Below are 15,520 nucleotides of genomic sequence, written 5' to 3' on the forward strand. Positions count from 1 at the left end.
GTGGTCACGAGTCCAGCTCCGCGTCGTCGAAGCTCGTGAGGTAGCCGGTGGCGCGGGCCTTGGCGAGGGCGGCCTCGCGGGCGCCGGGGGCGTCCAACGGTCCGTCCACCAGGCCGGCGAAGCCGATCGCCACCCGGGCCCCGCCGATCGGCACCAGGCCGACCTCGACGGTGGCGCCCGGGTCGAAGCGGACCGAGGAGCCGGCCGGGACGGCGAGGTGGGTGCCGTAGGCGGCGGAGCGGTCGAAGGCCAGCCGGGGGTTGGCCTCGAAGAAGTGGAAGTGCGAGGTGACCGAGATCGGCACGTCCGAGGTGTTGTGCACGGGGATCAGCAGGGTCTCCTCGACCGGGTCGTAGCCCCGGCCGCTGCCCAGCAGTGCTCCGCCGGGAGCCTCGTCACCGAGCGAACCGGCGCCCCGGAACGGGTCGTTGACCACCGCGAGGCGGGTGCCGTCGTCGAAGACCGCCTCGACCTGGACCACGGTCACCACGTCGGGCACGCCGGGCAGCACGTCCTCGGCGGAGAGCACGCTGCGGCCGGCCTCGACGGCTTCGGCCAGCCGGCGGCCGTCCCGGGCCGCCTCGCAGACGGTGTCGGCGATCAGTGCGGTGGCCTCGGGGACGTTGAGCTTCACGCCCCGGGCCCGCCGGGCGCGGGCGAGTTCGGCGGCGGTGAAGATCAGCAGCCGGTCCCGCTCGGTGGGGGTCAGTCGCACGGTGCCTCGCTCTCCTGCCGTGGGCGGTGGTCGATCAACTTAGAACGACGTTCAAACTCTGCGTCCGGCCATTGAACCCGGACGGCGCCGCCGTGTCCAGCCTTGTCCGTTCCGGGGCGTTCTGCGCGCCGGGCGCGGCGCGCGGGTGGCGGTCCAAACCTCCTGGTCGCCCCGGAAAGGATCACTTCGAGCCCCTTGAGCCCCACTTCACCTCAGGTGACCGTCCGCACACTGTTGCGTGTCCCCGCCAGTGGGCATGAGGATGGTCGTCGGTATCGGGACAGTCCGCCAGCGGGGGACGCGACGCGGCCAACTGTCCGGGAGAAGGGCTGTGGGGGGCGTTACGTGATGGAAGGCAAGGCCAGGTTCCCGCGTCAGCGGACGGCTTCGAGCAGCACGGCGGCCGGCGGGGACTCCGTCCGCGCCAGGGACCACGAGCAGTTCGCCCACGACGGCCGGGCCCACCCGCGGCAGGAGCCGGGCTGCGCCCTGCACCGCAGGCTGCACGCCGCCCTCGGCCCGTCCGACCTGACCGGCGTCGGCGCCGTCCGCCGCCGCCTGCGGGCCGCCCTCGACCTCTGGGGCGTCCCCGAACTCGCCGACACCGCCGAGCTGTTGACCTCCGAGCTGGTGACCAACGCGCTGCTGCACACCGAGCGTGGCGCGGTGCTGGACGCGGTGCTCAGCCCCGAGCAGCGGCTGCGGATCGAGGTGCAGGACGGCACCACCCGGCTGCCGGGCCGCCGGGCCGCGAGCGAGACCGCCACCTCCGGCCGGGGCCTCCAGCTGGTCGAGGCGCTGGCCGACGACTGGGGCGTCCAGCTGCGCGGCGACGGCAAGGTCACCTGGTTCGAGCTCGGCGCCGCCTGAGGCGGCACGGCCCCGTCCCTCCCGACCGTCCCCCGTGCATATGCCGCGTCACCGCCGGGTCACGAAATGCCCCGGGCTCATTGCCCGCGCCGCCGTCCTGTGCTCATCTGGACCTGGCCTTTCGGGTACGTCCCGCGCGTGCGGCCCGGCCCGTCACCCGAAAGCCCGCTGGTGAGGCGGTACTAGTAATCTTTCGGCAGGATAGTGAGAATGTGTGCCCGGGAAGGCAGCGGGGAGATCCGAGCCTCGACTGACCGCCCTCGACCCGAGCACCGCCCACCCACTCGGCACACGGCTGTCACGGTCCGCCCGGACCTGACGGCACGGCAGCGGCAGGAGAAGCATGGCGACTGAGCCCGAGTCCACGGGGCCCGCACGCCGCACCCCGCCTGCCCAGTCGGCCCGCGGCACGGCCGGTCCCGGCAGGCAGGCGGTGAACGCGCTGCGCCCGGCCGCCGCCGGCAGCGGCCTGGCCGCCGGCCGGATCGCCCCGGTGGTCCCGCGCGGCCTGCCCACCAGGACGGGCGACTCCACCCCCGACTGGCTCGAACCCGCGATGGCCGCCAACGGCATCGGCTCCTTCGACTGGGACATCCGCCGCGACGTGCTGGAGGGGGACCCGCGCGCCTGCGCCATCCTCGGCCTGGACCCGGGCCGCTTCGACCGCAGCTCGGCCGCCTTCCTGGCGATGCTGCACCCCGAGGACGCCCCGGTGGTCCGCCGCCGGGTCGAGCGGGCCGTCGCCGAGCTCGGCCAGTGCGGCGCCTACTACCGCACCGTCTTCCCCGGCGGGGAGCTGCACGCCGCCCGCTTCCGCGGCCGGGTGCTGGCCGACGCCTTCGGGCGGCCCTCCCGGATGGTCGGCTTCGTCTGGGACGCCACCGTCGAGCTGCACAAGCGCGAGCGGGCCGGGGCGATGGCCGCGCTGCGCGAGGAGCGTTCGCGGTTCATCAAGGAGGCCGCCCGCGCGCTCTCCGAGGCCGTCACCGTCCGCGACGTGGCCCGGGTCTTCACCGAGCTGCCGCTGCCCGGCCTGCCGCCGGACGGCCTGATCCTGGCCTCGCTGGAGGCCGGCCGGTTCCAGGTGCTCGGCGCCAGCGGCTACCGGAACGGCGACCTGCGCCAGTACGACCGGGTGCCCGTCCCGGCCGGCCACCCGGCCGCCGAGGCGATCCGCAACCGCGCCCCGGTCTTCATCTCCAGCCGCGAGGAGTACCGCGAGCGCTACCCCGACGCCTACCCGCAGATGGCCGAGACCGGCCAGCGCAGCGCCTGGGCCTTCCTCCCGCTGGTGGCCAGCGGCCGGGTGACCGGCGTCTGCGTGGTCGGCTTCGACGACGACCGCGAGCTGGACGCCGACGAGCGCACCCTGCTCTCCACCCTGGGCGGCCTGGTCGCCCAGTCGCTGGCCCGGGCCCGGCTGCACGACGCCGAGCACGAGCTGGCGGCCGGCCTGCAGCGGGTGATGCTGCCGCGCACCGTCCCCTCCGTCCCCGGCGTCACCACCGCCGTCCGCTACCTGGCGGCCGGCTCCGGCCTGCAGATCGGCGGCGACTGGTACGACGTGGTGCCGCTGCCCGGCGGCCACGTCGGCCTGGTGATCGGCGACGTACAGGGCCACGACGTGCACGCGGCCGGGATCATGGGGCAGCTGCGGATCGCACTGCGCGCCTACGCGGCCGAGGGGCACCCGCCCGCCGCCGTGATGGCCCGGGCCTCCCGCTTCCTGGCCGACCTGGACACCGACCACTTCGCCACCTGCACCTACGCCGAGGTGAACGTGGACTACGGCGTGGTCTACGCCGTCCGGGCCGGCCACCTGGACCCGGTGGTCCGCCGGGCCGACGGCACCGCCGCCGCCGTCCCGGTGGCCGGCGGGCTGCCGCTGGGCGTCTCCCCGGACGAGGAGTACCGGGTCACCCGGTTCTCCCTGGACCCGGGGGAGACGGTGGTGCTCTGCACCGACGGCCTGGTCGAGGCCCGCGACATGGACCTGGACACCGGCTACGCCCGGCTCTGCGCCACCGTCGCCCGCGAGCTGCCCGGCCGCGGCGAGGGCCCGCGCGACCCGCTGGACGAACTCGCCGACCGGGTCGCCTCCTTGGCCGCCGACTCGACCGAGCGCGAGGACGACATAGCGCTGCTGCTGCTCCGCTGGGACGGCCCGGCGGGCGGGCTGGCCGCGCAGCAGCTGCGCCGCCGGATCGGCCAGGCCGACCTGGCCCGGATCTCCGAGCTGCGCGGCGAGCTGCGGGACGCGCTGCGCCGCTGGGGCGTGGCGGAGCTGGTCGACTCGGCCGAGCTGCTCGCCTCCGAGCTGGTCACCAACGCCATCCGGCACACCGACCGGGACGCCATGTTCACCGCCCGGCTCTACCGGGAGGGCGCCGGGGAGGGCCGGGCCCGGCTGCGGGTCGAGGTGGAGGACGAGTCCGACCTCTGGCCGACCAGGCGCACCCCGGGCGAGCAGGCCTCCTCCGGGCGCGGCCTGATGCTGGTGGAGGCGCTGGCCGACGCCTGGGGCGTGGAGCCGCGCGGGACCGGCAAGCGGATGTGGTTCGAACTCTCCGCCGACTGAACCGGCCGGACCGCTCGGCCTGACCGGGCGGATCGAACGGACCGGACGGATCGAACGGACGGACCGTCAGGTGGCGGCCGGGGGAGCCGGGCCGCGGCCTGATCGGTCCGGTCACGGGTTGCGCCGGGGGCGTGGGTCGCGCACCGCGCGCCGCGGACGGCCGCCCGGCGGTCCGTCAGCGCCCGACCGGCTGGTCCGTCAGCCGAACTGCTGCTCCAGGTCCTTGAGCTTCTGCTCCAGGGAGTCCAGCCGGGGCAGCGGCATGGTCTCCTCCTCCGGCGTCAGGTCGATGCTGCGCCTGGCCGGCAGCGCGCCCTCGGTGGCCGGAACGGCGGGGGCTGGGGAGTTCGGGGAGCCCGGGGAGCCCTGCGAGTTCTGCGACGGTTCTATGACGGGCTCCGAACTTCCCGGCGTCAGCTGCCGGTTGGCCCCCCGGGCCCGCCAGGCGCTGCCCGGCTGGCGGCCGATGGCGCGGATCTCGGCCCGCTCCCGACGGCTGGCCATCCGCTGGCGCTCGCGGTCCAGCGCGGCCTGCCGCTTGTCGTCGCGGACCTCCTCGACCGCCTCGTCCAGGCTGCGGACGCCCTCCAGCAGCATCAACGACCAGGCGGCGTACGTCTCCAGGGGCGCCCGCAGCCAGCGGACCACCCGGATCTGCGGCAGCGGGCGCGGCACCAGGCCCTGCTCGCGCAGCGCGGCCCGGCGGGTCTGCTTCAGTGCGCGGTCGAAGAGGATCGCGGCCGAGAGCGACATCCCGGCGAAGAACTGCGGGGCCCCGACGTGGCCGTAACCCCGGGGCGCGTGCACCCAGTTGAACCAGGCCGAGGCGCCGGCGAACAGCCAGACCAGCAGGCGGGAGCCGAGCGCGGCGTCACCGTGGCTGGCCTCGCGGACCGCGAGGACGGAGCAGAACATCGCGGCGCCGTCCAGGCCGAACGGCACCAGGTACTCCCAGCCGCCGGAGAGCCCGAGGTTCTGCACCCCGAAGCCGACCAGGCCGTGGAAGGACAGGGCCGCCGCGACGCCGGCGCAGCAGAACAGCAGCGCGTAGGCGGAGACCCCGTACATCGACTCCTTGCGGCGGCGGCGCTCCTCGCTGCGCTCCCAGGAGTCGGTCGCACCGGTGGCGGCCGCGGCGGCCGCCGCCCTGGTGCGCAGGAAGGTCACCAGGACGGCGACCGCCACCAGACCGGCCACGCCCGTGACGGCCCAGCCCAGTGGAATATCGGACAGTTTCATGGCCGGAACCAGCCTCGCTTTCCCGCCGTGTGACGGCGAGTCACCACTATGGCCGATGGCTGACGGCCTTTCGGCCGATTCCGGGGCAATGCACCGAGGAGAGGGAATTCCGAACTCGTTGAATCCATAAGGTCATATGAAAGGACCGAGCCGAATCGGGCCCGGAACGCACTATTCCGGACAGCTCCGCGGACAGGTGAGACAGGTTTCTTCCGGACGCACCGTGTAGAACAGGCAGCAGCTCACCCGGGTCCTGGTCCGGGCGGCCGGGCCGTCCGTCAACCGCCTGAACCCCGCCCCGCCGACGAACGGGCGCTCGGACGGGCCGGGCAGCAGTTCGGCCGCCTCGGCGGCGGCCCGCTCCTCCTCGCCGAGCAGACCGCCGAGGAACCAGAGCCCCTCGATCACGTCGTCGGTGGCCATCCCCCACAGGGTGCGCGAGCCGCGCCGCATGGCCGGGCGGAAGGCGCCCAGCACCGGGGTGAGCAACTCGGTCAGCGCGGAGCGCAGTTCGGCCCGCAGGGCGGCCTCGTCCGGCACCACCCGGGCGCCCGGCAGGCGGGCCGCGGGGTCGTCCGGGAGGCAGGCGAAGCCGGCCGGGTGGACGGCGAGCCCGCCGCCGGGGCGGTCGATCGCCACCCGTTCGGCGGGCAGCCGGGGCACCCGGCGCTCCAGGAACCACGGCAGGGTGAAGGCCAGCGCGGCGGGCCAGACGTAGCGGTGCAGGCAGAACCCGGCCGCCACGTCGGGCCGCAACAGCTGCCCGTAGTCGGCCAGGGCGAGGGACTGGTCGTGGGCGATGAGCTCCTGGCGGACCGATTCCTCGGCGATCAGCGCGGTGGTCGTCACCCAGCCGGGGCCGGTGGGCAGCGGGCCGGCGACGATCCGCAGGGCGGGGAAGACCCGGTGCTGGCGGGCGTAGGAGCCGAGCAGCGGCGGCGCGCCGGTGGACGGGGCCTCGGTGGGCGGGGTCCTGGTGAGCGGGCCGTCGGAGGGCAGGTCGTCGGCGAGGGGGCCGGGCCCGGCGGGGCGGGCCTCGGTGCTGCTGGCGGTCATGCGGGCCCCCGGGGGTGGGCCGGGGCTCGGGGAGCCCGGGACGGCGGTACGGGCCGGCCCGCACGGGCGGGCCGGACCTGCCCGGAGTGGGTCTCCCCGGGCAGGTTAGGCTCACCTTAGCTGAAGCCCGTTCCGACGTCCCGTCAGCTTCCGCCGTCCGGGGGAGCCGCCGGGGCGGGCACGGTGTCCAGCCGCCGCGCGAGCCAGACCGGCACGCCGCCCAGCGCCTGCACCAGCCGGGCCGCCTCCGCCCGCAGCCGGGCCGCCTCGGCCGGCTCGGAGACCTCGGCCAACGCCGCCAGGGCCGGTGCCACCCCCACGGTGAAGCCGAGCTCCTCACGGATCGTCAGGGAGGCCCGGAAGCCCTCCCGGGCCTGCTCCGTGTCGCCCGCCGCCAGGGCCAGCGAGGCCAGGTGGCGCCAGGTGTAGGAGCGCAGGAGTTCGTCACCTCGCTCGGCCGCGCCGTCGTGCGCGCGCCGGTACGCGATCCAGGCCGCCTGCCGGTCGTGCAGCAGGTTCTCCGCCACCAGGCCGCGCCGGAAGTCCAGCAGCGGCCGCCCCGGGGCGTCCGGCGGGAGCAGGGCGGAGGTCCGCCCGAGCGCCGCCTGGGCCTCGTCCAGCCGGTCGCGCGGGCCCAGCACGCTGGCCACGTAGGCCAGGAAGCCGCGGGCGCAGGCGGCCGCGGCGCGCTGGCCCGGTGTGGCGGCCAGTGCCTCCGCCGCGCGCAGTGCCTCCTCGCCCTGCTCCCAGTGCGCGGCGGTGAACATGCACTGCTCGATGAGGAGTTCGGCCCTGCCGAGGGCAGCCGAAGGGTCGTCACGGGCCGCCGGTAGGAGCAGTTCGGCGGCCTCCTGCCAGCACCCCCGGGACCGTAGCCGCCAGACCGCGTCCGTCTTGCTGCCCCCCAGGGCCGTTCCGTGCTCCGACAACGCCACCTCCTTGTGCGCGGTGTCCAGCGAGCGGGCATGGCCGCTGTGGCGGCAATTCAACACGGGGGTGAGCTTGTGCACCAGATCACGAGCGCGAGATGATCCGGAATCAGCCCCTCCTGATCAACTGGTCCAGACCGCTGGGGAGGGGCTCGGCCGACGGGCCGTCAGGACGTCCAACCCGTCTCCAGCAGGGCTTCGGCGGCGCCGTTGGCCGGCTGCGGGATGCCCGACTCGTCGAGGCGGAACAGTGCCACCAGCAGCTGCTCGCCGCGGACCAGGGCCTGCTGGGTGAAGCCCGAGCGGCTGAACAGCGCCGCCGCGATCTCCTCCGCGTGCAGGGTGCGCAGCCAGAGGCACTCCACCGTGCGCAGGTCGGCCGGTGCCCCGGAACCGTCCAGCTGGGCCACCATCCGACCACCCAACAGGGTGACCACGGAAGTCTCCTGATCCTCCGTCAGCTCCAGGTCGTCGAAGCCCAGCCACTGGAGGTAGCGGGCGGTGGTGAGCACCGCGTCGTCCTCGGAGCGCACCGGGTGCGGGCGGAACGGCGGCCGGAGCTCCCAGGCGGACGGACCGCCCTGCACGGGGACGGTCGGCCGGGGGTCGGCCGGCAGGCCGTCGAGCGCGCGGGTGTCGAACGGGCGCGGAGTGGACGGGCGTTGGTGACGGGGGCCCGGGCCGGCGCTCTGGAGGCGGGGCGCCCGGTCGACCGGGAGGCGGACGGTGGCGCCGCAGTTGCAGGTGAACTCCGGCTGGGGCCACTGGTCGTCACGGCCGCAGTGCGGGCAGCGCATGCTCAGCCAGGAGTCCTCCCAGGAGCGGAAGCGGATCTGCACCGGTATGCCGCCGCGCAGCAGCGGCACCCGCAGCCGGGCCCCGCAGGGGCAGGGCAGGCTGGGCGGCTCGTACAGGTGCTCGCGGCGGCAGGCCGGACAGCGGATCGGGCTCGCGCCGTGCGGCCGGTCCGCCGCCGGTTCGTCGAAGTCGTCGGGCAGCGGTGCTCCGGGCATCGTGCACACCGTCCGTTCTGGTCGCCTGGCCTGGTCGGTCCCATCGTCCCCGATCGGACCGGCCGTCGGCCCTGATATCGGCAATCCTCAGGGAGAGACCAGGGGCACGTCAGGGGCGCACGGTCCCACGGGAGGAGGGCCGGTCAGCCCGCGTCCCAGCGGGCCAGGTCCGCCGGGGTGTCGAGATCGTCCGGGACGGCGACGTCGCCGCACTCGACCAGCTCCACCGGGTGGGCGGCGAGCAGCGCGCGGGCCCCGGCGTCGCCGACCGCGCCGGCCGCCGCCTCGGCGAAGTGGCGGGCGCCGATCAGCACCGGATGGCCGCGCCTGCCGCCGTAGGCGGCGGCGGCCAGCTCGGCCCCGGCCGCGTGGGCGGCGAGCAGGCGGGCCACGGCGGCCGGGGTGACGCCCGGGGTGTCGACCAGCATCACCAGGGCGGCGGTGGCCTCCGGGGGGAGCGCCGCCAGCCCGGCGCGGAGGGAGGAGCCCATGCCGCCCTCCCAGTCGGGGTTGTCCACCAGGACGCTCGCCCCGGTGTCCACGGTGGCCCGCACCTCCCCGGCGGCGGCCCCCAGCACCACCACGGCCCCGGCGCAGCCGCCGGCCCGGACCACCCCCAGGGCGTGCGAGAGCAGCGGGCGCCCCTGACGGGTGATCAGCGCCTTGGGCCGCCCGCCGAGGCGGCGTCCGCCGCCCGCCGCGAGGACCAGGGCCGGGACGTGCACCGTGCTCATGCCGCTGCTCTCCTCTTCTCCTCCGGTCGTTCCTTCCGCACGGCTCATCCTGCCCCCGCCGGGACCGCCGGAGAGGGCGGAGCGGTTGTGTGATCGCACAGGGCGGCGCCGCAGGTCAGCGGGGTGGGCCGGTGCTTCCGCCGCTGGCGCCCGCCGGGGGACGGGCCCTGTACTGGGCAGATGGACACCGCACCAAGCCCGCTGGTGGACCGCTTCGGCCGGGTCCACACCGATCTGCGGGTCTCCCTCACCGACCGCTGCAACCTGCGCTGCACCTACTGCATGCCGGCCGAGGGTCTGAACTGGCTGCCCCGGGCCGAGGTGCTCACCGACGACGAGGTGGTCAGGCTGGCCCGGATCGCCGTCACCCGGCTCGGCATCACCGCCCTACGGCTGACCGGCGGCGAACCGCTGCTCCGGCGCGGCCTGCCGGGGCTGGTGGCGCGGCTCAGCCCGCTCGGGGCCGAGGTCTCGCTGACCACCAACGGGATCGGGCTGGCCCGGACGGCGGCCGACTTGAAGGCCGCCGGGCTGCACCGGGTGAACGTCAGCCTGGACACCCTTCGGCCCGAACGCTACGCCGAGATCACCCGCCGGGACCGGATCGCCGACGTCTTCGCCGGCCTGGCCGCCGCGCAGGCGGCCGGGCTGGCGCCGGTGAAGGTCAACGCGGTGCCGGTGCGGGGGGTCAACGACGACGAGATCGTGGAGCTGGTCGAGTTCGCGGCGGAGCACGGGTACCGGATGCGGTTCATCGAGTCGATGCCGCTGGACGCGCAGGGCGCGTGGGAGCGGGACCGGATGATCACGGCGGACGAGCTGCTCGCGGTCCTGACGGAGCGTTGGGAGCTGGTGCCGGTCGGGCGGCACGGCAACGCCCCGGCGGAGGAGTGGCGGATCGCCGGGACGGAGGTCGTGGTCGGGGTGATCGCCTCGGTGACGCGGCCGTTCTGCGGCGGCTGCGACCGGGTCCGGCTGACGGCCGACGGGCAGCTGCGGAACTGTCTCTTCGCGACGGAGGAGTCCGATCTGCGGGCCCTGCTGCGGGGCGGTGCCGACGACGCGGCGATCGAACGGGCCTGGCGCAACACCATCGCCCGCAAGGGCCCGGGCCACGACATCAGCTCCGCGGACTTCGTCCAGCCGGACCGCCCCATGTCCGCCATCGGCGGCTGACGCCCGGCAGGGCAGCGGCCCCGGGGCACGAGGGATGAACGTGGCCCGCCGGGGGCGCGAGGGACGTACGTGGTTACCCCGGGGGCGCGAGGAACTGCGCGCGGGGGAACGGCAGTACGTGCAACTGGCTGATGTGCCCCGATCTCACGCCGGGCCGCCTTCCGATTCGCGCAGTTCCTCGCGCCCCCAGGGCCTTCGGCCCAGGGCCGCACCCCCGGGGCCGGTCAGTCGGTGCAGCGGGTGCCCGGGGGTGGGAGGGTGCCGGTGGTGAGGAAGGTGTTGACGGCGGTGAAGGTGCACTTGCTGCGGTTGTAGCCGAGGTGGCCTTCGCCCTCGCGGGTGAGGAGGGTGGCGTTGCCGAGTTGGGCGGTGAGCTGCTCGGCCCAGGCGTAGGGGGTGGCCGGGTCGCCGGTGGTGCCGACGACCAGGACCGGGGGTGCGCCGTTGGACTTGGTGGGGCCGGGCTGCTCCGAGGTCCGGTACGGCCAGCTGCGGCAGTCCGGGTCGAACAGGTCCTCGTCGGTGTAGCGGGCGGAGATCAGCGGCGCCTCGTCGCGCAGCTTCTGCTTGGCCGCCGCGAGCCGGGCCTCGGTGGGGACGTCCGCGCCCGGGTCCGCGCAGTGGATGGCGGTGTAGGCGTCGAGCATGTTGGTGTGCTTGCCGTCCTCGCCGCGGCGGTAGTAGTCGTCGGCCATCGCCAGCAGGTAATCGCCCTTGTCGCGGAGCATCGCCCAGGCGACGGCGTTGCGCAGGTACTCCCAGCTGGTCGCGTTGCCGTAGAGCATGCTCAGGGTGCCGATCCAGGCGGAGGAGGCGGTGAGCTTGCGGCCGCTGGAGGTGGTGAGCGGCTCCTTCTTCAGGCCGTCCAGGAAGGCGGCCAGTTTGCCGGCGGCCTTCTCCGGGTCCTTGCCGAGGCTGCACCCCTTCTGCTTGACGCAGTCGGCGGCGAAGGCGTTCAGGGCCTTCTCGAAGCTGATGTTCTGCTGGACGGCGTGGTCGAGTTGGGAAAGCGTCGAGTCCACCGCGCCGTCCAGGACCACCCGGCCGACCTTGTCGGGGAACTGCTCGATGTAGCGGGAGCCGAGGTAGGTCCCGTAGGAGAAGCCGAGGTAGTTGAGCTTGGGCTCGCCGAGCGCGCCGCGCAGCACGTCCAGGTCGCGGGCGGCGTCCCGGGTGCCGACGTGCGGGAGGAGCTTGCCGGAGTTGGCCTGGCAGGCGTCGGCCATCGCCTTGCCCCGGGTGCCGTCGCGGACGTCGGTGCTGTCGAACTCGTCCCGGGCGCGGTCGTCCATGCAGTGCACGGCGGTGCTGGCGCCGACGCCGCGCGGGTCGAAGCCGACCAGGTCGTAGCTCTCGCGCAGGCCGTCCTTGCCGAACTCGGTGCCGCGCGCGGCCACCATGCTCACGCCGGAGCTGCCGGGGCCGCCCGGGTTGAGCAGCAGGTGGCCGATCCGCCTGCCCTCCTGGGCGGTCTGACGCCGTGCCAGGGCGAGCTCGATGACCTCGCCGCCGGGGGCGGCGTAGTCCAGCGGGACGCGGAGCCGGGCGCACTGGGCGGTGGACTCGTCGGCCTTCGCGGTCTTCGGGTCGTCGGCGCAGGCGGACCAGGTGATCTGCTGGCCGTAGAACGGCTTGAGCCCCGGGTCGGCCTCGCCGGTGGGCTTCGGGGTCGGCGTGGGGCTCGGTTCGGGCGTGGGACTGGTGCTGGGAGAGGCACTGGGCGAGGCGCCGGGGCCGGGGGCGGCGGCCTCGGTGGAGGCGCCGGAGGTGCACCCCGCGAGCAGGGTGGCCGCCAGGACGGCGGGGAGGAGTCGGCCGGTGAGCCGGACGGTGTTCGCGATCACCGCATATGGCTATCACCTGACGGTCACACTGATCATCTTGTTATCGCGAGGGGGTGCCCGGTGCCGTCGTCAGCCGCCGCAGAGGGTGAGCATGGTCCTCTTGTCGGCGGGCACCACCGGGAGTTGGTACTTGAGGGAGACCTGGGCGAAGCGGACGGCGTAGGAGCAGCGGACGGCCTCGTTGGCGGGGAGCCAGGTGGAGGGGCCGGAGTCGCCCTTGGAGGCGTTCTGGGAGCCGTCGGCGGGGATGAGGTTGAGGGGGTCGTTGGCGATCTGGACGCGCTTGGCCTTGGGCCAGGCGGCGGCGCCCTGCTTCCAGTCGTAGGAGAGCGGCATCACGTGGTCGATCTGGATCTTCGTGGCGGCCTGCTTGGTCCACTGCACGGTCTGCCCGGTGTAGGGGTCGTAGATGGTCATGCCGGTGACCACGCAGGCGGAGCCGTCCTTGCGGGTGACCGAGCGGCCGTCGCGGGCCAGCAGGTCGTCGCGGGTGCCGCAGTCGTTGTGGCCGAAGGGGACGCCGTCCACGTTGTCGGTCCACGGCGGGCCGAACTGGTCGCGGTCGTAGCCGGCCTGGGAGCCGGGCTCGGCGGTGGTGACCGTGGCGATCAGGTCGCGGGCGGCCTTCTTGTCCGCGTCGGAGGTGATCGGGGCCAGGCCGGGCTTGGTGCCGTCGGGGTTCTGCAGCGGGTTGGTGCCCAGGGCGTCGACGGGGGCGGGGGACCTGTCCTGGGAGGAGCCGGTGGTGCCGCAGGCGGCCAGGGCCGGGGCGAGCAGCAGGAGCAGGGCGGTCGCGGTGAGTGTGGTCCTGCGGGCGCGCACGGTTCCCCCGGTCGGTGGTGCGGTCGGTGACGGTGCACCAGCACAGCAGTCGCCCCACGGAGGGTCAAGTCGGCGCGTCGGCGCGTCGGAACGGAGTGTGCGAGCACACACGCGCCCCTCGGCGGGGGAGCCGCCGAGGGGCGCGTGCGGTGCTGGGGCGTCAGGCCTTGGGCTGGGCCGTCAGGTCGTAGAGCGTGGTGCCGCCGACGGTCTTGGCGGTGAAGTTCTCCGCCACCCAGGAGGCGATCTCGGAGGACCAGTTGGAGCCGCCCATGCCGCCGCCGCCCATGCCGCCGCCACCGATGAACCAGTGCACCTTGCCGTCGGCGACGTACTGCTTGAACTGCTCCAGCGAGAGGGAGGGGTCCGAGCCGTTGAAGCCGCCGAGCGCCATCACCGGCTCGCCGCTGGCGAGTTGGTAGCTGGCCTGGTTCTGCGAGCCGACCGCCGCGGCGGTCCAGGTGTACCGGTCGGCGTCCTGCTTGAGCAGCTGGGCCACCTCGTCACTGACCTTGGCGCCGTTGAGCAGGCCGCCCATGCCGCCCACGCCGCCGCCGCCGAAGCCGCCACGGCCCTCGCCACCGCCGGGGAACTGGCCCGTCCCGCCCGGGAACTGGCCGGTGCCACCGGGGAACTGGCCGGTGCCGCCCGGCAGCTGGCCGCCGCCCTGCGGGAACTGGCCGGTCCCGCCCGGGAGTTGCCCGCCGCCGGGGAGCTGGCCCGTCCCGCCGGGGAGCTGGCCGCGGCCGGTGCCGCCCTGCGGGAAGCCCCCGCCGTCGCCGTTCATCCGCATCCGGGGCCCGCCGCCGCCCGGCCCGAAGCCGTTGCCCCCCTCGACCCGGGGGCCGGCCGTCACGATGGAGCCGGTGTGCGGGGTCGAGACCGTGTCGATCGCGTACGCCGTCGGCCCGCCGAGGGCCGCCGCCAGGGCGGCCAGGCCGGCCACCGCGCCGAGCCGGGCGCCGGTGCGGCCGGGCAGCCGCAGGAGCGGGGCGAGGGCCAGCACCAGGGCCGCCGACAGCCCGGCGGCCGGTACGGCCCAGCGCAGCCACGGCAGGAAGGTGGAGCTGCGGCCGAGCAGTACGTAGGCCCAGACCGCGGTGACCGCGACGGTCAGCGCCAGCAGGGCCGCGTACGAGACCCGGGCCCGGGCCCGCCAGAGGCCGTCGACGCCCATGCCGACCAGGGCCGCGACCGCCGGGGCGAGGGCCACCGTGTAGTACTGGTGGAAGATCCCGGACATGAAGCTGAAGGTCAGGCCGGTGAACAGCAGCCAACCGCCCCAGACCAGGAAGGCGGTGCGGGCGCCGTCGGTGCGCGGGGCGCGGCGGGTGGCCCAGAGGCCGACCAGCAGCAGGATCAGCGCGGCCGGGAGCAGCCAGGCGATCTGGCCGCCGATGTCGCCGTCGAACAGCCGGGTGATGCCGGTGCTGCCCCACATGCCGCCGCCCTGGCCGCCGGGGCGCCCGCCGCCGCCGACGCTGCCGGTCTCGTTGCCGGTGATCCGGCCGAGGCCGTTGTAGCCGAAGGTGACGGAGAGGAAGTCGTTGTCCTGCGAACCGCCGATGTACGGGCGGGAGGAGGCCGGGACCAGCTCGACGACGGCCACCCACCAGCCGGCCGAGACGACCAGCGCGAGGGCGCCGTACAGCAGTTGGACCACCCGGCGGCCGAGGCCGGTGGGGGCGACCACCAGGTACACCAGGGCGATCGCGGGCAGCACCAGGAAGGCCTGGAGGGTCTTGGTGAGGAAGCCGAAGCCGAGCATCACGCCGACGAACAGCAGCCAGCGGGTGCTCGCGGTCTCGGTGGCCCGGACGGTGCCGTAGGCGGCCAGGGTGAGCAGCAGGACGAGCAGCGCGTCCGGGTTGTTGAAGCGGAACATCAGCGCGGCCACCGGGGTGAGCGCCAGCACCGCGCCGGCCACCAGACCGCCGAGCGGGGAGAACCGGCGCCGCACCGTCGCGTACACGGTGGCCACGGTGGCCACCGCCATCAGCACCTGGGGCATCAGCAGGCTGAAGGAGTTGAGGCCGAACACCCGGGCGGAGAGCGCCATCGGCCAGAGCGACATCGGCGCCTTGTCGACGGTGATGAAGTTGGCCGCGTCCGAGGAGCCGTAGAAGAAGGCCTTCCAGCTCTGCGAACCGGCCTGCACGGCGGCCGAGTAGAAGGAGTTCGCCCAGCCGTTGGCGGTGAGGTTCCAGAAGTAGAGCACCGCGGTCAGGGCGAGCAGGCCGAGCAGCGCGGGGCGGGCCCAGGCCGGGTCGTCGGGGCGGCCGCGCCAGGTGCGGGCCGGCAGGGTGGCGAGCCGGGCCGCCCAGGTGGCCGGGCCCTTGGGGCCGGCGGCCGGGAGCGGGAGGGAGGGGAAGAGCGGGGGGACCTCGGCCCGGGCCGGGGGCGTCGGGGCGGCGGGCGGCTCCGGCGGCGGGTAGTTCGCAGCCTCGGGCCACGGTTCGCTGGTCGGAGGAGGGGAACTGGTCGTGGTCATGGGGGATACGCTCGGGCGTCCCCCTGAGATTCTCATGAGGTGCGGCTGTGAGC

General features: G+C 74.9%; 12 protein-coding genes. 3 read left to right on the top strand and 9 right to left on the bottom strand.

The window, feature by feature from the left end; translation table 11 throughout:
* Positions 1 to 4: 4 nt before the first annotated feature.
* Positions 5 to 715, bottom strand: coding sequence for an urease subunit gamma (locus ACIA8O_RS18325; RefSeq protein ID WP_396294900.1), 711 nt, complete (start codon positions 713 to 715; stop codon positions 5 to 7).
* Between the two features lie 348 nt (positions 716 to 1,063).
* On the opposite strand from ACIA8O_RS18325, the gene ACIA8O_RS18330 reads away from it, so the two are divergent.
* Positions 1,064 to 1,585 carry an ATP-binding protein gene (locus ACIA8O_RS18330; protein WP_396295328.1) on the top strand — a complete coding sequence of 174 codons (522 nt, stop codon included), beginning with the start codon at positions 1,064 to 1,066 and terminating at the stop codon, positions 1,583 to 1,585.
* Between the two features lie 343 nt (positions 1,586 to 1,928).
* On the top strand, positions 1,929 to 4,163 hold the full coding sequence (locus ACIA8O_RS18335; RefSeq protein ID WP_396294901.1) for a SpoIIE family protein phosphatase: 2,235 nt from the start codon (positions 1,929 to 1,931) through the stop codon (positions 4,161 to 4,163).
* Between the two features lie 198 nt (positions 4,164 to 4,361).
* On the opposite strand, the gene ACIA8O_RS18340 is transcribed toward ACIA8O_RS18335, so the two are convergent.
* The 5 genes from ACIA8O_RS18340 to ACIA8O_RS18360 form a co-directional block, all read right to left on the bottom strand.
* A complete protein-coding gene (locus tag ACIA8O_RS18340; RefSeq protein ID WP_396294902.1) occupies positions 4,362 to 5,402 on the bottom strand; it encodes a DUF2637 domain-containing protein in 1,041 nt (346 codons plus the stop codon).
* Positions 5,403 to 5,573: 171 nt separating this feature from the next.
* On the bottom strand, positions 5,574 to 6,458 hold the full coding sequence (locus ACIA8O_RS18345) for a (2Fe-2S)-binding protein (RefSeq protein WP_396294903.1): 885 nt from the start codon (positions 6,456 to 6,458) through the stop codon (positions 5,574 to 5,576).
* Positions 6,459 to 6,601: 143 nt separating this feature from the next.
* Entirely contained in the window at positions 6,602 to 7,387 is a 786-nt protein-coding gene (locus tag ACIA8O_RS18350) for a hypothetical protein (protein WP_396294904.1), read from the bottom strand.
* 167 nt (positions 7,388 to 7,554) lie between these two features.
* Positions 7,555 to 8,400: a hypothetical protein gene (locus tag ACIA8O_RS18355; protein WP_396294905.1), complete on the bottom strand. Its 846-nt coding sequence runs from the start codon at positions 8,398 to 8,400 to the stop codon at positions 7,555 to 7,557.
* A 143-nt stretch (positions 8,401 to 8,543) separates the two neighbouring features.
* Positions 8,544 to 9,134: an NTP transferase domain-containing protein gene (locus ACIA8O_RS18360; RefSeq protein WP_396294906.1), complete on the bottom strand. Its 591-nt coding sequence runs from the start codon at positions 9,132 to 9,134 to the stop codon at positions 8,544 to 8,546.
* 180 nt (positions 9,135 to 9,314) lie between these two features.
* Between ACIA8O_RS18360 and moaA the strand changes: the two genes are divergently transcribed.
* Entirely contained in the window at positions 9,315 to 10,310 is a 996-nt protein-coding gene (gene moaA, locus ACIA8O_RS18365; RefSeq protein WP_396294907.1) for a GTP 3',8-cyclase MoaA, read from the top strand.
* A 224-nt stretch (positions 10,311 to 10,534) separates the two neighbouring features.
* Here moaA and ACIA8O_RS18370 read toward each other — a convergent pair whose 3' ends face one another.
* The 3 genes from ACIA8O_RS18370 to ACIA8O_RS18380 form a co-directional block, all read right to left on the bottom strand.
* Positions 10,535 to 12,154 carry an alpha/beta hydrolase gene (locus tag ACIA8O_RS18370; protein ID WP_396294908.1) on the bottom strand — a complete coding sequence of 540 codons (1,620 nt, stop codon included), beginning with the start codon at positions 12,152 to 12,154 and terminating at the stop codon, positions 10,535 to 10,537.
* A 69-nt stretch (positions 12,155 to 12,223) separates the two neighbouring features.
* A complete protein-coding gene (locus ACIA8O_RS18375) occupies positions 12,224 to 12,976 on the bottom strand; it encodes an HNH endonuclease family protein (protein ID WP_396294909.1) in 753 nt (250 codons plus the stop codon).
* A 160-nt stretch (positions 12,977 to 13,136) separates the two neighbouring features.
* Positions 13,137 to 15,467: an ArnT family glycosyltransferase gene (locus ACIA8O_RS18380; protein ID WP_396294910.1), complete on the bottom strand. Its 2,331-nt coding sequence runs from the start codon at positions 15,465 to 15,467 to the stop codon at positions 13,137 to 13,139.
* Positions 15,468 to 15,520: the final 53 nt, after the last annotated feature.

The organism is Kitasatospora sp. NPDC051853 (genome assembly GCF_044452665.1).
In the GTDB taxonomy this organism is placed as follows: Bacteria; Actinomycetota; Actinomycetes; order Streptomycetales; family Streptomycetaceae; genus Kitasatospora.